Genomic DNA, 19,900 nt, shown 5'->3' with positions numbered 1-19,900 from the left:
GACAGGGTGGGCGGGCGGCGGGGTCAGGTGGGGCCGCGCAGGCCCCGGCGCTGCAGCAGCACGGCGATCACGATGATCACGCCCTTGGCGATCAGCTGGTCGCTGGTCTGCAGGCCGTTGAGGATGAACAGGTTGGTGATGAGCGTGAACACCAGCACGCCCAGGATCGAGCCGACCAGCGTGCCGCGGCCGCCGGTGAGCAGCGTGCCGCCGATGATGACCGCGGCGATGGCGTCCAGCTCGTACAGGTCGCCGTGGGTGCTGGAGCCGGTCGTGGTGCGGGCCATGATGATGATCGCGGCGATGCCGCAGCACAGCCCGGACAGCGCGTACAGGGCCAGGGTCTGGCGCCGCACGTTGATGCCGGCCAGCCGGGCCGCCTCGGGGTTGCCGCCGACCGCGAACGTGCGCCGCCCGAACGTGGTCCGGTTGAGCAGCACCCAGCCCGCGGCGGCCACCGCGGCGAAGATGAACACCACCAGCGGCAGCCCCAGCAGCTTGGTCGTGGACAGCGCCTCGATCGCGTCGTTCTCGGGACGGATCAGCTGGGTCTTGCGGTCCGACATGCGCTGCGCCAGCCCCCGCGCGGCCACCAGCATCGCCAGCGTCGCGATGAACGGCACCAGCCGCCCGTAGGAGATGAGCAGCCCGTTCACCAGCCCGGCGCCGGTGCCGACCAGGATCGCGCACACCGCCATCACGACCGGCCCGTACGACTGGGTCGCCAGCGTCGTCGCCCACACCGAGGCCAGCGCCATCAGCGCGCCCACCGACAGGTCGATCCCGCCGCCGATGATCACGAAGGTCATGCCGACGGTGATGACGCCGATGGTGGACGCCAGCGCCAGGATCCCGACCAGGTTGCCCGACGTCGCGAAGTTGTCGGGCTGGGTGACCAGGCCGACCAGCCCCAGCAGCACCAGCGCGGCGACCAGGCCCAGATGGCGGATCTCGCCGGGCCCGCCCACCGCCCCGTTGCCGTTCCCGTCGCCGTTCGGCCGCTGCCACGGCAGCCGCCCCCAGGGCGGCCGCGACCCGGAGTCGCCGCCCTTGACGGCTCCCTCCCGCGCGGAGGGCCCGCCGTCCAGCCCCTCCTTGGGTCCCACTCCGGCTTCCGTCACAGGGCCTCCTTCGTCGGCCCCGTGACCAGGGTGCTGTGCCTATCGGTTCCCTCGCTCCGCTCGGTCACGTGGCCCTCCCCTCCATGATCATGTTGAGTACCCGGGATTCGTCGAGGTCGCGGCCGGGTGCCTGGTGGATGATCCGGCCCTCGCGGACGACCAGGACGCGGTCGGCCAGCCCGAGCACCTCGGGGACCTCGCTGGACACCAGCAGCACCGCCACGCCCCGGTCGGCCAGCTCGCGGATCACCGCGTACAGCTCCGCGCGGGCGCCCACGTCGACGCCGCGGGTGGGCTCGTCCAGGACGAGCAGGCGCAGGCCCCCCGAGGTCTCGCCGCCGGCGTCCAGCAGCCAGCGGGCCAGGACGACCTTCTGCTGGTTGCCGCCCGACAGCGTCGCCACCGGGCGGCGCGGGTCGGGCGGGCGGATGTCGAGCGCCTCGATCTGCCGCCGCACGTCCGCGTTCTCGCGGCGGCGGTCGAGCCAGCCCAGTTTCGAGTAGCGGCCCAGCCCGGCCAGCGAGACGTTCCCGGCGACCGACTCGTGCAGCAGCAGCGCCTGGCTCTTGCGCTCCTCCGGGGCCATGCCCATCCCGCGCCGCACCGCCGCGCCGGTGTCGCCCGGACGCACCGGGCGGCCGTCCAGCAGGACCCGCCCGGCGGTGGGCCTGCGGCTGCCGTAGACGGTCTCCAGGATCTCCGAGCGGCCCGAGCCGACCAGGCCCGCCAGCCCGACGATCTCCCCCGCCCGGACGGTGAAGGAGACGTCCTCGAACCAGCCCGCCAGTGACAGGCCCTCGACCTTGAGGACCTCGTCGCCGTCCTCGCGGGAGGACCGGCCGGGGAAGGCGTACTCCACGTCGCGGCCCGTCATCAGGGACACGATCCGGGACGTCGGGGTGGTGCGGGCCGGCAGGTTGGTGGCGACGGTGCGGCCGTCCTTGAGGACGGTGACGCGGTCGCCGATCTCCCGGATCTCCTCCAGCCGGTGCGAGATGTACACCACCGCCACCCCGGCCGCGGTCAGCTCCCGGATGATGCGGAACAGGTTGGAGACCTCGTCGTGCGCCAGCGCGGCGGACGGCTCGTCCATGACGATCAGCCGGGCCTCGTGCGACAGCGCCCGCGCCATGCTCACCACCTGGCGGCCCGCGGCGGGCAGCCGGCCGGTCTCGCGGCGCGGCGGGATCTCGCCGTGCCCGAGCCGGGCCAGCAGCGCGCGGGCCTCGCGCTCGCCGTCGGCGCGGCGGGTGAAGCCGAACCGGGCCCGCTCGTGGCCGAGGAAGATGTTGTCGGCCACCGACAGGCCGTCCACCAGGTCCAGCTCCTGGTAGATGGTGGCGATCCCGGCGCGCATGGCCGCGGTCGGGTCGGCCGGGGCGAACGGCTCGCCGCCCAGTGAGATCTCGCCGCCGTCGGGACGGTGCGCCCCGGCCAGCACCTTGATCAGGGTGGACTTGCCGGCGCCGTTCTGGCCGAGCAGGCAGTGCACCTCGCCGGCGCGGACGTCCAGGTCGACGCCGTCCAGGGCGCGGACGCCGGGGAACCGCTTGACGATGCCGCGCATCCGCAGCAGCGGGCCGGCGGCGTCCTCGGCGTCCTCCTCGGGGACGGTGTCGTGCGCGGCCGCGGCCGGGGGGGCCGTCGTCGCTGTCCTTCGCAGGGCCCACGGGGGTCTCCTCTGCCGGGGGGTGGGGTCAGGCTGTGGCGAAGACGTGGTCGCTGATGAGACGGGCGCCGCCGATCACGCCGGCGGCGCCGGCGAGCTCGGACAGCACGATCGGGAGGTTGCCGGTCGCCAGCGGCAGCGACCTGCGGTAGACGACGCTGCGGATCTCGGCCAGCAGGGTGTGCCCGAGCCCCGCCACGCCGCCCGCGATGATGACGAGCCCGGGGTTGAAGAAGCTGACCAGCCCGGCGAGCACCTGCCCGACGTGCCGCCCGCCCTCGCGGATCAGCCGGACCGCGACCGGGTCGCCGGCGGCCGCCGCGGCCGCCACGTCCAGCGCGGTGATCTCCCCGGTGGCGGCGAGGATCTCGGCGAGCCGCGCCGAGCGGCCCAGGCGGGCCTCGGCGGCGGCGTCCCGGGCCAGCGCGGCGCCGCCGAAGTAGGCCTCCAGGCAGCCGGTGTTGCCGCAGGCGCACACCGGGCCGTCGTCGGCGACCCGGATGTGGCCGATGTCGCCGGCGCTGCCGGAGACGCCGCGGTAGATGGCGCCGTCCACGACGATGCCGCAGCCGATACCGGTGCCGATCTTGACGAGCAGGAAGTCGTTCACCGAGCGGGCGGGGCCGGCGTGCAGCTCGCCCAGCGCCATGATGTTGACGTCGTTGTCGACCAGCACCGGGCAGCCGAGCTCCTGGCCGATCGCCTCGCGGACGGGGAAGCGGTCCCAGCCGGGCATGATCGGCGGCGCCACCGGCATGCCGTCGCGGAAGCTGACCGGGCCGGGCACCCCGATGCCGGTGCCGTGCACCTCCTGCGGGATCAGCCCCTCGTCGCGCAGCTTGCCGAGCAGGTCCAGGGCGCGGTCCAGGACGACGGTCGCGCCCGCCCGGACCTCGCACGGCTCGCTGACGTGCCCGAGCACCTCCAGCTCGCCGTTGGTCACGGCCACGTCGATCGAGGTGGCCCCGATGTCGAAGGCCACGAACCGCAGCGCGGGCGAGAGCCGCACGATGCCCGAGCGGCGCCCGCCGCGGGAGGCCGCCAGCCCGGCGGCCTCGACCAGGCCCAGCGCGACCAGCCGGTCGAGCTCCACGGCCAGCTTGGACCGGGAGAGGTGCACGACGTCCCCGAGCTCGGCGCGCGAACGCGGGCCCTCGTCGCGCAGCAGCCGCAGCAGTCGTGCCTGGTGCACGTTCTGCGGTCGAGCCGTCATGCGCATCACGCCGTCCCTTCGGATAGTCCCGGCGCCCCGCCGGGAGGTCGCCGAGCGCCGGGCCTGGCGAGAAGGTAACCGTCTTTCGTTCCGTTGAGAAGACCTTTTAATCAGATCGTTCCTAACTTTCTCCTGAGAGAGGACAAAGCCGGAGCGAAAGAGACCCCCGCCGGCCTGCGGCGGCCGGCGGGGGTCTCGGAGCTTCTCGGGGGCGGGGAGGTCGGGGGCTGCGGGGTCGGGGGCGCGGGGTCGGGGGCGCGGGGTCGTCGCGCGGATCGTCGCGCGGAGTCGGTCAGGCGGAGTCGGTCAGTAGGTGAGGGCGCCCGGGTCGCGGCGGCTGCTCATCGAGCGCATGATGTGCTCCACCAGCGCGATGAGCACCTGCTTGGCCGACTCGCGCTCCCGCACGTCACAGTTGATCACCGGGATGTCGGGGGACAGGTCCAGGGCGTCCCGGACCTGGTCGGGCGAGTGCACCGCCGAGTCCTCGAACCGGTTCACGCCGATGATGAACGGCACGCCGCGGCGCTCGAAGTAGTCCACCGAGGCGAAGCAGTCGGCCAGCCGGCGGGTGTCGACCAGCACCACCGCCCCCAGGGCGCCCTTGGCCAGCTCGTCCCACATGAACCAGAACCGGTCCTGGCCGGGGGTGCCGAACACGAACAGCACCAGGCCGTTGGGCAGCGTGATGCGGCCGAAGTCCATGGCCACCGTCGTGGTCGTCTTGTTGGCCACGGCGGAGGTGTCGTCGATCCCGATGCTCTTCTCGGTCAGCGCCTCCTCGGTGCGCAGCGGACGGATCTCGCTGACCGCGCTCACCAGGGTGGACTTGCCGACGCCGAAACCTCCGGCAACGAGGATCTTGACGGTCAGCGCGGATTCCCCGGCGGCCACGGCCGGGTCAGAGCGCACGGATTCCATCGATCACTTCCTTGAGTACGCGCTCGCTGGGGAACTGCGCCACCGGCGCCGGACGCCGGACGCGGACCAGCGAGTGGTCGAGCAGATCGCCCAGCAGCACGCGGACGACGCCCAGGGCGAGTTCCAGTTCCGACGCTATCTCGACCACCGACAGCGGGGTGCGGCAAAGCTCCAAGATCATCTCATGTTCGGGGTCGGGGGCCCAGCCGCCCGTCCCGTGCCCGGCGCCGTCCAGGCCGCCGGCCTCCGCCGTCCCCTCCTCGGTCACGATCAGCGCGACCAGGTCGAGGACCTCGGCGTCGTAGTCGGTGCGTCCGCCGGTGAGGGCGTACGGGCGCACCACCGGCCCGGCCGCGTCGTCGAACCAGGCCGCCCCTTCCCCGGCGTGCGGGACCCGGGACACCTCAGGCGCCGCCCAGGTCGGCCGCGACGATCCGCGGATTGGCCGACAGGTGCTGCCCCACCCGGGTCACCAGCATCGCCATCTCGTAGGCGATCACGCCGAGGTCGGCGTCGGCGTCGGCCAGCACCGCCAGGCAGGCGCCCTTGCCCGCCGCGGTGACGAACAGGAACGCCGACTCCATCTCCACGATGGTCTGCCGGACGGGGCCGCCGCCGAACGTCTCGCCGGCGCCGCGGGCCAGGCTCTGGAAGGTGGCCGCCACCGCCGAGAGGTGGTCGGACTGCTCCTTGCCCAGTCCCTTGGACGCGGCGATCCGCAGACCGTCGCTGGACAGCACGGCCGCGTTCTGCACCTGCGCCACCCGCTGGACCAGGCTGTCGAGCAGCCAGTTCAGCTCGCCGGCCGCCGCGCCGGGATCCGCGCCTGCCTGCTGGGCTTCGGTCATGGGGTGTCGTCCTCCTCGGCTCGGGACTGCCCGGCTTGCGCCGCCTGTCCTGAATCAATACGTCCGCGCTCCCAGCCGCGTTGCATGGAGGACATGATCGATCGCATCTCCTCCGGCGTGCGCGGCCGGTCGTCCCCCGGATCCGGCCCACCCGGATCCGGGACGCCCGGACCGTCCGGAACGTCGTCAACCTGATCATGCCGGGTCGCGCCGGCCGCCGTGGGCGGATCCGTCGCGATCGGCTCCGCCGGGGGTGGGGCGGCGGGGGGAACGGGAGCCGCGAGCGGCACGGGACGCTCCGGCGGGCCCGCGGGAACCGGCGGGACCGCCGGCCCCTGCGGAAGCGTCGGAATCCGCGGGATCTGCTTGGGAACGGGCGGGACGGCCTCGCCGCGCCGCTCGGCCGCCAGGTCGGCGTCCACGCGCTCCTTGAGCTGGGGCGCCAGGTGCGTCTGCCGCCTGCGCCGCGGGAGCTCTCCCTCGGCCAGGGGCGCCTGCTCCTGGGCCGGCTCGTCCCGGGACTGCCGCACCGGCTCCGCGGGCGGTGCGGGCGGTGCGGGCGGCGCCGCGGGAGCGGGCGGCGCGGGCGGAACGGGAGCCGGAGGCGCCACGGGCGGAACAGGCGGGACGGACGGCGCGGGCGGGAGCGGCGGCGCCGAGGCCAGCGGACGGCCCGCATCCGCCGGAGGCGGGTTGGACACCAGCCGCACCGGACCGGTGTCGCCGGACGGCCGCGCGCCCCCGCCGCCGCCCGCCGAGATCCCGGCGTGCTCGGGCATGGCCGCCATCGGGCCGGTGCCGCGCCGCCCGGCGGGCTCGGGCTCGGGGACGTCGGTGATGAGCGCGGCCGGGATGAGCGCGATCGCGGTCGTCCCCCCGTACGGGGACTGCCGCAGGCTGACGGTGATGCCGTGCCGGCGGGCCAGCCGGGCGACCACGAACAGGCCCAGCCGGGCGCTGTCGGACGGGTCGAACTCCGGCGGCTCGGCCAGCCGCTCGTTGGCGATCGTCAGGTCGTGCTCGGTCATCCCCAGGCCGCGGTCCTCGACCTCGACGACCAGGCCGTTGGCCACGCTGTGGCCGCTGACCCGCACCGGCGACTGGGGCGGCGAGTACGTGGTGGCGTTCTCCACGATCTCGGCGAGCATGTGGATGACGTCGGCGACCGCGGTGCCCTGCAGGGCGACCCGGGGCAGCGGCTGCACCCGGACCCGCGGGTAGTCCTCGACCTCGGCGACCGCGCCGCGGACCACGTCCACCACCGGCACCGGGCGGCGCCAGCCGCGCCCGGCGGACTTGCCCGCCAGGATGACCAGGCCCTCGGCGTGCCGGCGCATGCGGGTGGCCAGGTGGTCCAGCCGGAACAGGTCCGACAGCTCGGCCGGGTCCTCGGTGCGGCGCTCCATGGTGTCCAGCAGGCTGAGCTGGCGGTGCAGCAGGGCCTGGTTGCGGCGGGCCAGGTTGACGAACACCTCGCTGAGCCCGTTGCGGACCTCCAGCTCGCGGGCGGCGGCGACCAGCACCGCGTCCCGGGCGCGCTGGAACGACTCGGAGATCTCGCGGATCTCGTTGATCCGGTAGTCGATGTCGGGGACGTCGTCGTCGATCCCGTCGATCGGCTCCCCGTCGCGCGCCCGCTCGGCCAGCATCGGCAGGGTGCGGCGGGTGAAGTCGCCCACGCCCCTGGCCAGCGTCCGGGTCTCCCCCAGGAGCCGGCGCGAGACCCGGATCGCGATGACGATCGAGACCACGATGGCGACCAGGCCGGTCCCGCCCGCCAGCGCCAGCCGCCGCACCACGCCGAAGGCGATGTCCTCGGCCCGGTGGGTGATGTCCTCGAGGGAGGCGTTCTCGAACTCGAACAGGCGCCCGGCGACGGTGTCCACGGTGGCCCGCCAGGAGGCGGCGTCCACCGGCGCGAGGGCGGCCTCGTTCCCGGCCCCGCCGGCGTCGCCGCCCGCGGTGTCCCCGCCCGCGCCGTTCCCGGAGCCGCCGCGGCCCTGGCCGCCCTGGCCGGTGCCGTTGCGCCCGCCGGGCTGTCCCTGCCCGGCGCGGTGCTCGGCCGGCTCCGCGCCGCGCACGATCTGGTCCTCCAGCCGGCGCATGTGCGTGAACTCCGGCGTGGCGAGCAGGTTGCGCAGCCGGTCGCGCTGCGCGGCCCGCAGCCCGGCCGAGTTGTCGGCGTACAGGTGCCGCTGCGCGCCCACCAGCTGGGCGAACTGGGCGCGCTCGGCGACGGTGAGGTGCCCGGCGACCGCCGCGCCGGTCAGCAGCGCGTCCTCGCGGGCCAGGAACTCCCGCGCCCGGGCCATCGCGATCAGCGTCGTGCCCTGCGCGGCGATCCGCGCGTCGGCGGGCGCCACCGAGGCGTAGATGGCGAACGCCGCGTCCACCAGCCCGGAGTACTCCTCCAGCACCCGCGACCGGTCCGTGGTGCGGCCGTCCACCCCGCCGCGCATCTGCTCCAGCCCGTTCAGCCGGGTCACGAACACGTCGATCCGCTCCACCACGGGCCGGTCGATCGCGTTGCGCAGCCGGCGGTCGGCGGCGTGCCGCCGCACCTCGGCCCGGACCCGGTCGGTGGCGCGGCGCTGGTCCGCCAGCGCGGACGGCGTCGCCGCGCGGGACCCGGCGAGGCGGCCCAGGGACAGCCTGCGCTCCTTCTGCAGGGCGTCGATCAGCCGCTGTGTGGGCAGCAGCGACTTCTCCTGGAACTGGTTGCTCTGCTGGAGCTGCCGGGCGTCGCCGTAGGTGGTGCCGATGGCGAACGCCCACAGGGCGGCCAGGGAGATCAGCGGGACCAGGATCAGCAGGACGATCCAGGTCCGGATCGAGGAGAAGCGCCGGGCCATCACCGCTGATGACCCCTGCGCCCGTCGGGAGCGGAGAGCTGCCAGAGGCGCGACATGCGGGGGAAAACCTCTCGATATGTAGGTTTAAGGGGGGACTGCCGGAGCCTACTACGCCGGGCGGCGCCGGCCCATGTCAACCGGCGGGGGCGGCGGCGCCCTCCTCGGCGTCCGACCAGCTCAGCACGTGCTCGACCAGCCGGATCAGCACGTCCTGGCCGAGTCGCGGCTGCGCACGTCGCACAGCACGACCGGGACGCCGGGATCGAGGTCCAGCGCGATCGCGATGTCCTCGGGACGGTGCGACTCGACGCCGTCGAAGCAGTTGACCGCCACCACGAACGGCGTGCCGCGCTGCTCGAAGTAGTCGATGGACGGGAAGCAGTCGCGCAGCCGCCGGGTGTCGGCCAGCACCACCGCGCCGAGCGCGCCGTAGGCGAGCTCGTCCCACATGAACCAGAACCGCTCCTGCCCGGGCGTGCCGAACAGGTAGAGCACCAGCCGCTCGGTCAGCGTGACGCGGCCGAAGTCCATGGCCACGGTGGTGGTGCCCTTGCGCTCCACGCCCGCGACGTCGTCCACGCCGGCGCCGCGGCCGGTCAGCGGCTCCTCGGTGTGCAGCGGGCGGATCTCGCTGATGGAGCCCACCATCGTGGTCTTCCCGACGCCGAAGCCGCCGGCCACGAGGATCTTGGTGGTGACCAGCGGCCCGGGCGTCACCGGCGCACCGCCCGCGGCGGGCCGGCGGCCGGGCCGGCGCCCGCCCGCCGCTGGTGCGCCGCCGCGCCGTCCATGCCGGGTCAGGCCCCGTCGAAGCCCGTACCGGCGAAGCGCGGGCTGGCCTGCAGGTGCTGACCCACCCGCTTGACCAGGACGGCCATCTCGTAGGCGATCAGGCCGGCGTCGGCGTCGGCGGCCGCCAGCACCGCCAGGCAGGTGCCGTTGCCCGCCGCGGTCACGAACAGCAGCATGGAGTCCATCTCGATGATGGTCTGCCGGACGTTGCCGCCGCCGAAGTGCCGGCCGGCGCCGCGGGCCAGGCTCTGCACCCCGGCCGCCAGCGCCGACAGGTGCTCGGCGTCCTCACGTCCCAGTTCCTGGGAGGCCGCGACGGCCAGGCCGTCACGAGAGAGGATCACCGCCTGGCGGACCGTCGGGACGCGCCCGGCGAAGTCGTTGAGCAGCCAGTTCAGTTCACCGGTCGCGGTGTTGTGCATCATCGCGCTTCCTCATCCCCCTGATCCGACGCTCGGGCGCGTCGCCATCCTCGCTGTATCGACGCCATCATCGAACGGGCCTCCTCGGGCGACCGGACGATGACGCCGGCCGGACCCTGTTCCGCCGCCGGTGGTGGCGGCGTTCCGTGCTTCCTTCGCAGTTGCGGGGCCAGGCTCTCCTGGCGTCGCCGCCGGGGCAAGCCGGCGTGGGTGTCCGCCGGCTCGGACGGCTGCCCGCCGCCGTTCGCCGCGCCCGCACCGCCGGTGGCGGTGCGCGCGCCGGCTCCCGGCACGGGAGGGCGTCCGCCCTCCCGGGGCTCGACGCCGCCTTCCGCGGCCGCGGGGGCGGCCGGGTCGGCGACGTCGTCGAACCAAGGATTGCCCGCCGACGCGGAGTTCGCAGCAGAAACGCCGGTTTCGGGGGCATCTTGGTCGTTCTGGGGCATCGTCCGGCCCGCGATGCGGAGCAGCGGAACGGGTTCCGGAGCGGGCTCGACGTCCGGGAAGGACTCGGACTCCGGCACGGGCACGGACGACGCTGGTTCCTCAAGTTCTTCGGGTCCTTCAGGTTCTTCGGGTTCTTCGGGCACCCGGGGCGCCTCGGACGGGGCGGGGCGCGCGGCCAGGAGCGCGCGTCCGGGACGGGTCACGCGCTCGGCGGGGACCATGAGCTCGTGCGGCAGCACCACGATCGCGGTGGTGCCGCCGTACGGGGAGGGCCGCAGCGAGACCCGGGCCCCGTGCCGGGCGGCGAGCCGCGCGACCACCAGGAGTCCCAGGCGGTCGGTGTCGGCCAGGTCGAACTCCGGCGGGGCGGCGAGCCGGGCGTTGAGCTCGTCCAGCTCGGCGGGCCGCATGCCCAGCCCGCGGTCCTCGACCTCGATCGCGAACCCGCTGCCCACCCGCTCGGCCAGCAGCCGGATGGCGGTGCTGGGCGGGGAGAACGTGGCCGCGTTCTCCAGCAGCTCGGCCAGCAGGTGGACCACGTCGGGCACCGCGCCGCCCACCAGCCCCTCCCGGGACTGCGTGAGGACCGACACCCGGTCGCGCTCCTCGATCTCGGCGACGGCCTCGGCGAGCACGTCCGCCATCGGGACGGCCTCGCGGCGTCCCCGGCCGGGGCTGGCGCCGGACAGGATGATCAGGCTCTCGGCGTGCCGCCGCATCCGGGTGGCCAGATGCCCGAGGCGGTCGACCCGGCCGGGCTCGGCCGCGTCCCCGCCCTGCGGGCGGCCCTGGTCCCGCATCTCCTCCAGCATGGCCAGCTGGCGGTGCAGCAGCGACTGGTTGCGGCGGGCGATGTTGAGGAAGACGCGGTTCACGACCTCGTGCAGCTCGGCGCGGCCTTCCGCGGCCTCCCCGGCGGTCCGCCGGAGCCCGGTGAGCGCGTCCGCGACCTGGCGGATCTCGGTGGTACGGCTCGCCGGCGGAGACGCCGTGGACGCAGGCTCCTGCGCGTCCTCCGGCGGCTCGCCCGGTCCGGCGGCGGCGGCGCGGAGCGCGGCCAGCTCGCCGACCAGGCCGCGGCCGGACCGGAAGGCCACGACGATCGACGCCAGCACCGCGACCAGCCCGAGCCCGCCCGCCAGCGACAGCCGCAGCGTCAGCTCCCGGCCGCGGGCGTCCTGCTCGGCGGCCAGCATGCGGGACGCCTGCTGGTTCGCGGCGCCGAGCGTGCCGAGCAGCGGCGGGACGGTGGCGCTCCACTGGCGGGCGTCCACCTCCGCCTCCTCGGCCGCGGCCCCGGCGACGGCCTCCTCCAGGGCGCGGAAGCCGGTGTAGGCGGGCGAGGAGAACAGCGGGGCCAGCACGCGGCCGTGCACCCCGGCGGGCAGGTGCGCCCGCTGGTCGGCCCACAGCAGCCGCTGCGCGGCGACCGTCTCGACGAAGCGGCGGTGCTCGGCGGCGGTCAGCCGGCCGTCCCCGGCGGCGGCGCCGGCGACCAGCGCGCTCTCCCGCATCACCAGGTCCATGGCGCGGGTGCCGGCGACCAGGCCCGCGCTCCAGTGGTAGAGGGCGCCGTCGGCGGTGGGGGCGCGCCGTTCGGTGAAGGCGTGCATCGCCTCGACGGGGGCGCTGTAGGTGTCGATCGCGGCGACCGGCTCCATGCCGCGGCCGTCGGCGGTGCGCCGGGAGGCGGGCAGCCGGTCCAGTTCGCGCAGCGCCTCGCGCAGCGCGCCCGCCGCGCGGTCGTCCGGGCCGCCCGCCGCGTCCAGCTCCTCACGGGCCCGGACGCGGAACGCGCGGGCCGCGGTGTCGGTACGGCCGCGGGCGGCGTCCAGCTCGGTCCGCGGGGCGTCGCCGGGGCCGCCGAGGAAGGCGGCGGTGGCCTGCCGTTCGGTGCCGAGGGCGAGGACGACATCCTGGACGGCGGTGCGCATCCGGGTCGTGGAACGCTCCGCCGCGCGGTGGTCGAGGGACTCGCCGAGGGTGAGCACCGCGGTGAACGACCACAGCGCGACCAGGGACAGCACGGGCACCAGGAGCAGCAGGACGATCCTTGATCGGATCGAACGCGTTCGAGGATTCATGTCCCACTCGTGGCTCGCCTGGGTTGCCCCCGGACTGTCAGACCGTTCCCCCGGACTGCGGATGCCGACCGATCATAGAGGCTGCTGCTCCCGTACCCGCAAGTTCTCTATATTTCGGTACAAATAACCCCCTGTTGGGTGTCGGTCACCCCCGCGGCAGAGGCGAACAAAGGGCGGCGGAATCACCCATGTGCCCGTTACGGCGTTACGATTCCCGCCGTGAGTCCCGAAAGCCAGGCATCCGAGGCACTGCCGTCACGGCGCCGCCGAACCCCGCGCGGCGGCCGGCACCGCGGCGACGAATCCTTCAAGCTGCCACCCGGCTCCCCCACCCTCGTCCTCGCCGTCCCCGGATCCGTCCGGAGCGCCGGCGGGGTCCCCGAGGAGCTCGCCAGGCTCATCGAGATCGAGCACACCGGCCAGCCCACCCTGGTCGGTTACCTGGACGGGGACGACCGGCACCTGGGCGCCGTGCTGGCGGCGCTCGACCAGCAGCGACCCGACGAACCCGGCGCGGTGGTCGTGCCCCTGGTCACGGGGCCCGACCCCGCGGCCGAGGGCGCGATGCGCAAGATCGTGGCGGACGCCCCGCTGCACGCCGTCCCGGCCGAGCCGCTGGGCCCGCACCCGCTGATCGCCGAGGCGCTGCACGACCGGCTGGCCGACGCCGGGCTGGCCCGCGCCGACCGGATCCGGATGATGACCATGGTCACCGCCGCGGGCGGGGTCATCGTCGTCGTCCCGGGCGACGCGCTCGCGGTGCGGCAGGCCGAGGTCACCAGCGTGCTGCTGGCCTCCCGGCTGGCCTCGCCGGTGTTCACCGCGCGGATCGACGACGGCGCGGGCATCCAGGCGGCCGCCGCGCAGCTGCGCGCGTCGGGCGTGGCACGGCTGGCGGTGGCGCCGCACGTCATCGGGCTGGAGCCGGGCGGCGAGCACATCGCCGCGGCCGCCGCGGCGGCGCAGGCCGAGCACTCCGCCCCGCTGGGCGCGCACCCGGCGCTGGCCAGGGTGGCCGCGCTGCGGTACGTCGAGGCGCTCTCCAGCGCCCTGTCGGGCTGACTCCGGAGCCCCCGCCGGGCCGGCTCCGGGGCCCCGCCGGGCGGGCCCCGCGCCTTCGGGCCGCTCACGGCGCCGGAGCGCCGACACCAGGGCGCCGGGCACCTTGGCCTCCGCGACGCATGCCCGCGATCCCGTGCGGGCGCCCTGAGGGCCCTGAGCGCCGTGCCGCGCGCCGCGGCCGGGCGCGCCCCCGGGCGGCCGGGCCCGTTCCCCTGGGCGGGACGGCCCGTTCCGGGCGGCGACACGCCCGGACGAACATCGATGTCGCGACCGGTACGGGATCGCAACCGGACCGCTACAAGATCGATATGGGCCGGATCCGACCGCCGCGGCCGGCCGGCCCGCGCGGACCGGCCGGCCGTTCCGGAGAACCGGTCAGCGGTTCTTGAACTCGGGGGGACGCTTCTCCAGCGTCGCGGCCATCCCCTCGGCGAGATCCTCGGTGAAGAACGCCATGGTCTGGATCCCGGTCTCCAGCGCCAGCTGCCGGCGCAGGCCCGGGGCGTCCAGGGTGAGGTTGAGCAGCTCCTTGGTGCGCCGCAGCCCGTAGGGCGACTTGGCGAGCAGCTCGCCGGCCAGCGCCAGCGCGCCGTCCAGGTCGCCGCCCTCCGCCGCGACCTCGGTGACCAGGCCGAGCTCGCGGGCCCGTTCCACGTCCAGCCGCTGCGCCCGGTAGAAGATCTCCGCCGCGCGGGCGGTGCCGACCAGCCGCGGCAGCAGCCACGACAGCCCGCAGTCGCCCGCCGACAGCCCCAGGTTCGTGAACGGCACCACGAACCGGGTCGTCGGGTCGGCCACCCGCAGATCGCACGCCAGCGCCCAGGAGACGCCCATCCCGGCGACGGGGCCGTGCAGCGCGGCGATGACCGGCTGCGGGATCTCCCGCAGCCGGGCGGTGACCTCGCCGCCCCGCGTGATGCCGTGGTGGATCCGCTGGAGCCGGCCCTCGCCGCCGGCCGTGTCGTCGCCGTCGCCGGCGCCGCCGCCCATCAGGTCCATGCCCGAGCAGAACCCGCGCCCCTCGCCGGTGAGGACCACGACGTGGGTCGCCGAGTCGCGCATCAGCTCGTTCAGGACGTCCAGCAGTTCCTCGGTGAGGGCGGCGGTGACGGCGTTCAGTCGCTCCGGGCGGGACAGGGTGATCACCAGCACCCCGTCCCGCCGGTCGATCCGGAGATCAGCCATCGGAGCGGGTCAGGAGCTCAGCTGCTGGATGAGGGGCCCCATCTGCTCGCCGACGTTCTTGTAGACGGTGTACGGCTCGGCGGCGTTGATGGCCTCCCAGTTGTCCCGGATCGCCTCCACCGAGAGGGCGTCGTTGGTGCCCCAGCCCGCGCCCTCGGCCACCAGGATCCGCGCGACCCGGCCGCCGCCGACGGTGTAGACCTCGCCGGAGACCTCGATGCTCTCGTGCGCCAGGTAGGCGACCAGCGGGGTGACCTTGTCGACGCCCAGCTTCTCGGAGAAGTCGGCGGGCAGCAGGTCCTCGGTCATCCGGGTCCAGGCGACGGGGGCGATCGCGTTGGCCTTGACGTTGTACTTCTTGCCCTCGTGCGCGAGCGTCTTGGTGAACCCGACCAGGCCCATCTTGGCCGTGGCGTAGTTGGCCTGGCCGAAGTTGCCGAACAGGCCCGCCGGGGACGAGGTGTTGACGATCCGGCCGTAGCCCTGGTCGCGCAGGTGCGACCAGGCGGCGCTCGACACCAGGAACGAGCCGCGCAGGTGCACCGCGATGACCGAGTCGAACTCCTCGGGCGCCATGTTCTTGAACGACTTGTCGCGCAGGATGCCGGCGTTGTTGATCACGATGTCGAGCTTGCCGAAGGTGTCCAGCGCGGTCTGGATGATCGCCTGCGCGCCCTCGGCCGTGGCCACGTTGTCGGGGTTGGCGACGGCCTCGCCGCCGTTCTTCTTGATCTCCTCGACCACGTCCTGGGCCGGGCCCGCCGAGGAGCCGACGCCCGCGCGGTCGCCGCCCAGGTCGTTCACCACGACCTTGGCACCGCGCGCGGCCAGCTCCAGCGCGTGCTGCCGGCCCAGGCCGTGCCCGGCCCCGGTGACGACGGCGACGCGACCGTCGTAGCGCAGTTCCGACATCCTGTCTCCTCACATCGCAGCGGCTGCGTTCCCCCGGATGACCACCCGGATGACCCCTAGGTAACCATCAGAGGGTTACCCAGTGGTACCACCCGACCGAATCGCGCTCGGACTCGGCCCCCGGCCTGCTCCGCCGGGCACGGTTCTCCCCGAAGCCCGGCGAGATGGGAGGAAGTTCTAACAACTACGTCTTTCACTGCAAGGTTCGGCGTAAGCTCCACAGCCAACCGGCCGCCCGGCCCGATCCACCACCCTTCCGCAGCGCTGAGCACGGAGGATCGACGATGCCCGGACCAGACCTGCCCACCGCGACCGCCGCCGCTCCCCGTTCGACGGCGGCGGGCGCCCCCGGCCCCCGGTCCCGCGGCGGGCCGCGCCCGTACCGCGTCGTGCAGTGGGCCACCGGCGCGCTGGGCCGCGCCGTCATCCGCGGCATCCTGGAACGCCCCGGCTTCGAGCTGGCCGGGACGCTGGTGTACGACCCCGCCAAGGCCGGCGCCGACGCCGGGGTCCTGGCGGGCCGCTCCCCCACCGGCGTCACCGCCACCGCGGAGCCGTGCGACATCCTCGACCTGGACGCCGACTGCGTCGTCTACGCGCCCGGTCCCGCCGGCGACCCCTTCGCCGACGCCGGGACCGTCTGCGCGCTGCTGGCCTCCGGCAAGAACGTCATCGCCACGCACGGCTACGTCTACCCCCGCGCACACGGCGAGCACCTGGCCGAACGGCTGGAGGACGCCTGCGCCCGCGGCGGCACGTCCGTCCACGGGACAGGCGTCAACCCCGGCTTCATGTCCGATCTCATGCCGCTGACGCTGTCGCGGCTGTCCCGAGGGATCACCCACGTGTACACGCGGGAGTGCTCGGACTTCTCCGGGCACCCGTCCAGCCGGATGGTCCGCCGCATGCTCGGCCTCGGCAGGACCGAGGAGGCGTTCGTGCGCGGACTCCGCCCCACCCGCGCGGTCATGCAGACGCTGGCCGCCGAGAGCATGCACCTGGTCGCCGCCGGGCTGGACCTGGAGCTGGACGAGATCGACACCGACGTGGACTACCGGCTCGCCCCGGACGGCTTCACCATCGCCTCCGGCACGATCGAGCGCGGCACCGTGGCCGCCGCCCGCTGGACGTTCAGCGCGATGGCCGGCGGGCGCCCCGCGATCACCGTCGAGCAGATCCACAAGGCCGACGCCGAGCACGTCCCCGAGTGGGGCCGTCCCGGGTACGCGGTGCGGGTGCACGGCCGCCCCTCGGTCACGCTGAGCACCGACGAGGACTGGGTGTCCAACGGCATCTCGGCCGCCGCGGCGCACGCCCTCAACGCCGTCCCGGCGGTGTGCGCGGCCGCGCCCGGCATCCGCACCTTCCTCGACCTGCCGCCGATCACGGGCCGCGTCTCGCCCCGCCACCACCCCGGCGGAAACGGTGGGAACGCCCGTTCCGGGTAGGAACGCCGGTATGACCACGGTCGAGACAGAGATGTCGGGCGGCGGTTTCGTCCGGCAGCCCAACCGCTTCACCGACACCATCACCGCCGACGGTTCCAGCGGCCACCGCGCCGAACCCGGCCGGTACCGCCTGCTGGTCTCCCTGGCCTGCCCGTGGGCGCACCGGACGCTGATCGTCCGGCGGCTGCTGGGCCTGGAGGAGACGATCTCCGTGGGCGTGGTGGACCCGATCCGGGACGAGCGCGGCTGGCGCTTCCCCGAACCCGACCCGGTGACCGGGGCGACCTTCCTGTCCGAGCTCTACCTGGCCACCGCCCCGTCCTTCGACGGCCGCTACACCGTCCCCTGCGTGTGGGACGCCGAGACCGGGCTGCTGGTCACCAACGACTTCCCGGCGATCACGATCACGATGGAGACCGAGTTCGCCGCCTGGCACGCCGCCGGCGCCCCCGACCTCTACCCCGAACGGCTCCGCCCCGAGATCGACGAGCTGGACGAGCGCGTCTACCAGACCGTCAACAACGGCGTCTACCAGGCCGGTTTCGCCACCGCCCAGGAGCCCTACGACCAGGCCGTCGAAGCGCTCTTCGCCACCCTCGACGCCCTGGAGGAACGCCTCGCCGGCAACCGCTACCTGTTCGGCGACCGGGTGACCGAGGCCGACGTGCGCCTCTACCCGACCCTGGCGCGGTTCGACGCGGTCTACTACTCCCACTTCAAGTGCAACCTGAGGCGCCTGGTCGACTACCCCAACCTGTGGGCCTACGCCCGCGACCTCTACTCCCTGCCCGCCTTCGGTGAGACGACGGACTTCGACCACATCAAGCGGCACTACTACGTGACGCAGCGCATGGTGAACCCGTCCGGCGTCGTCCCCAAGGGCCCCCTGGTCGACTGGGACGAGCCGCACGGCCGCGAGCGCCTCAGCTCATCATGAGCAGCGCCACCAGCGCACCGGCCACCAGCAGGGCCGTCCCCACATAGAAGAGGACACCCCCGGCCCTCCACGCCGCCGCCGCGGGCACGGTGGCCGGCGCGGCGGCGGGGGCCGTGGGCGGACGCGCCGGTGCCGCCGTGGCGGGGCCCGCGGAACGGCCCGGCACAGGCCAGGTCGGATCCGGGCCGTTTCCACCCGCCACGATCAGCAGCGCCTCCGCCGTCCCGGCCCCCATCCGCCGCGCCGGGTCCTTGTGGAGCAGGCCGTCGAGGACCGGGCGCAGCGGCCCGGCCCGTACCGGCGGATCCGGCTCCTCGGTCAGGACCGCGCCGAACACCGCCACCGGATCCTCCCGGTGGAACGGCGCGCGGCCCTCGACCGCCGCGTACAGGGTGGCGCCCAGCGCCCACAGGTCGGACTCGGGCCGGGCCCGCCCACCGCGCATCCGCTCCGGCGCGATGTAGGCGGGCGAACCGAGCACGCCCCCGTTCTGGGTGAGGGTCGCCTCCCCCTCGATGACCGCGATGCCGAAGTCGGTCAGCACCGCCCGGCCGGTCGCCTCGTCCAGCAGCACGTTCCCCGGCTTGACGTCGCGGTGCAGGATCCCCACCGCGTGCGCGGCGCCCAGCGCCCCCAGCAGCTCCAGCCCGATCCGGGCGGCCCGGCCCGGCGGCAGCGGCCCGTCCCGCCGGATCGCCTCCTGCAGCGAACGCCCCCGCACCAGCTCCATCACCACCCACGGGCGGGCGTCCTCGACCACCACGTCGAAGACCTTCACCACCCCGGGATGGGACAGCCGGGCCGCCGAGCGGGCCTCCCGCACCGCCCGCCTGGCCGTCGCCGACCGCTCCGCCTCGGACCGCCCGCCGGGCATGAGCATCTCCTTGACGGCGACCTCCCGGTCCAGCACCTCGTCCCGGGCCCGCCAGACCACGCCCATGCCGCCGCGCCCCAGTTCCGCGAGCAACCGGTAGCGGTGCGCCACCAGGCCGTCCCTCTGCGCGTCCTCGGCCGCGGGAGCCGATTCGTCTCTCACACACGTTGTTCGTCCGAAGACGGCGTTCGGATTGCCCGAGTGGCCGGATTAGTTCAAGACTGGCCGCGACCAGTCGTTATGCTGACGGGTCGCGCCTGAAGTCACACCCGACCCGCAGTCATTCAGGAAAGGCAAGGCCCCACCCGATGCGCAGCAACTTCTTCGGCAACATGGAACAGGGCCAGCAACTCCCCGGCCACTTCGCGCTCCAGAACTCCAAGATGCTCCGGATCCACCTGAACGGCGACGTCCTGGCCCGGCAGGGCTCCATGGTCGCCTTCCAGGGGCAGATGGAGTTCGACTACGAGGGCTCCGGCGGTATCGGCAAGTTCATCAAGAAGGCCGTGACCGGCGAGGGCGTCCCGCTGATGCGGGTCAAGGGCCAGGGCCTGCTGTTCGTGGCCAACGACGCCGACGACATCCACCTCTTCTACCTGGAGAACGAGGGCATCACCGTCAACGGCGCCAACATCCTGGCCTACGACTCCCATCTGCACTCCGACATCCAGAAGGTCCAGGGCGGCGGCATGATGGCCGGCGGCCTGTTCAACACCACCCTCCAGGGCCAGGGCTGGGTCGCGCTGACCACCCACGGCACCCCGGTCATGCTCGACCCGAGCCGCGCCCCCACCTACGCCGACGGCCAGTCCGCGGTGGCCTGGAGCACCAGCCTGCAGACCGGCATCAACAAGACCTTCAAGGCCGCCGCGCTGATCGGCCGGGGCAGCGGCGAGGCCGTGCAGATCTCCTACCAGGGCCAGGGCTTCGTCCTCATCCAGGCCAGTGAGGGCCCCTCGGTCGCCCCGCACACGCACTGACACGCCGCGCACGACCCGGGGGGCACGGCGGCGTCCCCCCGGGAGTTTCATCGGAACCTGCCGAACCCGGCCCGCGCCGGTCGGCAGGTTCGGCCGTTTCGGCCGGTCTCCGGCGGAGGTCGCCCATCATGTG

Annotated in this window: 16 protein-coding genes and 1 pseudogene; 4 read left to right on the top strand and 13 right to left on the bottom strand. The window is 74.3% G+C overall.

What is annotated here, in order from left to right:
* Positions 1–23: 23 nt before the first annotated feature.
* The 10 genes and pseudogenes from ACZ466_RS31980 to ACZ466_RS31935 form a co-directional block, all read right to left on the bottom strand.
* Positions 24–1,121 (bottom strand): ABC transporter permease, encoded by a 1,098-nt coding sequence (locus ACZ466_RS31980; protein WP_378288018.1) that lies wholly within the window; start codon positions 1,119–1,121, stop codon positions 24–26.
* Positions 1,122–1,185: 64 nt separating this feature from the next.
* Positions 1,186–2,688 (bottom strand): sugar ABC transporter ATP-binding protein, encoded by a 1,503-nt coding sequence (locus tag ACZ466_RS31975; RefSeq protein ID WP_464041770.1) that lies wholly within the window; start codon positions 2,686–2,688, stop codon positions 1,186–1,188.
* Between the two features lie 130 nt (positions 2,689–2,818).
* The gene (locus ACZ466_RS31970; RefSeq protein ID WP_378288016.1) at positions 2,819–4,003 is read right to left on the bottom strand and encodes an ROK family transcriptional regulator; all 1,185 of its coding nucleotides are present in this window, start codon (positions 4,001–4,003) and stop codon (positions 2,819–2,821) included.
* A 306-nt stretch (positions 4,004–4,309) separates the two neighbouring features.
* Positions 4,310–4,924, bottom strand: coding sequence for a GTP-binding protein (locus tag ACZ466_RS31965; RefSeq protein ID WP_378288015.1), 615 nt, complete (start codon positions 4,922–4,924; stop codon positions 4,310–4,312).
* Positions 4,905–5,327: a DUF742 domain-containing protein gene (locus tag ACZ466_RS31960; protein ID WP_378288014.1), complete on the bottom strand. Its 423-nt coding sequence runs from the start codon at positions 5,325–5,327 to the stop codon at positions 4,905–4,907. Before ACZ466_RS31960 ends, ACZ466_RS31965 begins: the two co-directional genes overlap by 20 nt.
* Position 5,328: 1 nt before the next feature.
* Entirely contained in the window at positions 5,329–5,772 is a 444-nt protein-coding gene (locus ACZ466_RS31955; RefSeq protein ID WP_378288013.1) for a roadblock/LC7 domain-containing protein, read from the bottom strand.
* On the bottom strand, positions 5,769–8,624 hold the full coding sequence (locus ACZ466_RS31950) for a sensor histidine kinase (RefSeq protein ID WP_464044031.1): 2,856 nt from the start codon (positions 8,622–8,624) through the stop codon (positions 5,769–5,771). Before ACZ466_RS31950 ends, ACZ466_RS31955 begins: the two co-directional genes overlap by 4 nt.
* A 133-nt stretch (positions 8,625–8,757) precedes the next feature.
* A pseudogene (locus ACZ466_RS31945) lies at positions 8,758–9,341 on the bottom strand (GTP-binding protein).
* An 80-nt stretch (positions 9,342–9,421) separates the two neighbouring features.
* Positions 9,422–9,838 carry a roadblock/LC7 domain-containing protein gene (locus tag ACZ466_RS31940; RefSeq protein ID WP_464044030.1) on the bottom strand — a complete coding sequence of 139 codons (417 nt, stop codon included), beginning with the start codon at positions 9,836–9,838 and terminating at the stop codon, positions 9,422–9,424.
* Entirely contained in the window at positions 9,838–12,369 is a 2,532-nt protein-coding gene (locus tag ACZ466_RS31935) for a sensor histidine kinase (protein WP_378288012.1), read from the bottom strand. Before ACZ466_RS31935 ends, ACZ466_RS31940 begins: the two co-directional genes overlap by 1 nt.
* A 219-nt stretch (positions 12,370–12,588) precedes the next feature.
* Between ACZ466_RS31935 and ACZ466_RS31930 the strand changes: the two genes are divergently transcribed.
* A complete protein-coding gene (locus ACZ466_RS31930; RefSeq protein WP_378288011.1) occupies positions 12,589–13,431 on the top strand; it encodes a sirohydrochlorin chelatase in 843 nt (280 codons plus the stop codon).
* A 375-nt stretch (positions 13,432–13,806) separates the two neighbouring features.
* On the opposite strand, the gene ACZ466_RS31925 is transcribed toward ACZ466_RS31930, so the two are convergent.
* A complete protein-coding gene (locus ACZ466_RS31925) occupies positions 13,807–14,616 on the bottom strand; it encodes an enoyl-CoA hydratase/isomerase family protein (protein WP_378288010.1) in 810 nt (269 codons plus the stop codon).
* 9 nt (positions 14,617–14,625) lie between these two features.
* On the bottom strand, positions 14,626–15,528 hold the full coding sequence (locus ACZ466_RS31920; RefSeq protein ID WP_378288009.1) for an SDR family oxidoreductase: 903 nt from the start codon (positions 15,526–15,528) through the stop codon (positions 14,626–14,628).
* 284 nt (positions 15,529–15,812) lie between these two features.
* Here ACZ466_RS31920 and ACZ466_RS31915 point away from each other — a divergent pair, with 284 nt between their 5' ends.
* The gene (locus tag ACZ466_RS31915; RefSeq protein WP_378288008.1) at positions 15,813–16,976 is read left to right on the top strand and encodes an NAD(P)H-dependent amine dehydrogenase family protein; all 1,164 of its coding nucleotides are present in this window, start codon (positions 15,813–15,815) and stop codon (positions 16,974–16,976) included.
* A 10-nt stretch (positions 16,977–16,986) separates the two neighbouring features.
* A complete protein-coding gene (locus ACZ466_RS31910; protein WP_378288007.1) occupies positions 16,987–17,913 on the top strand; it encodes a glutathione S-transferase family protein in 927 nt (308 codons plus the stop codon).
* On the opposite strand, the gene ACZ466_RS31905 is transcribed toward ACZ466_RS31910, so the two are convergent.
* Positions 17,900–18,949, bottom strand: coding sequence for a serine/threonine-protein kinase (locus ACZ466_RS31905; protein WP_378288006.1), 1,050 nt, complete (start codon positions 18,947–18,949; stop codon positions 17,900–17,902). The two genes, ACZ466_RS31910 and ACZ466_RS31905, sit on opposite strands and share 14 nt — an antisense overlap.
* A gap of 146 nt (positions 18,950–19,095) precedes the next feature.
* Here ACZ466_RS31905 and ACZ466_RS31900 point away from each other — a divergent pair, with 146 nt between their 5' ends.
* Positions 19,096–19,767, top strand: a complete 672-nt coding sequence (locus ACZ466_RS31900; RefSeq protein ID WP_378288005.1) for an AIM24 family protein — start codon at positions 19,096–19,098, stop codon at positions 19,765–19,767.
* Positions 19,768–19,900: the final 133 nt, after the last annotated feature.

It is taken from the genome of Actinomadura rugatobispora (assembly GCF_055379765.1).
This window is presented reverse-complemented; position numbering and strand designations above follow the sequence as displayed.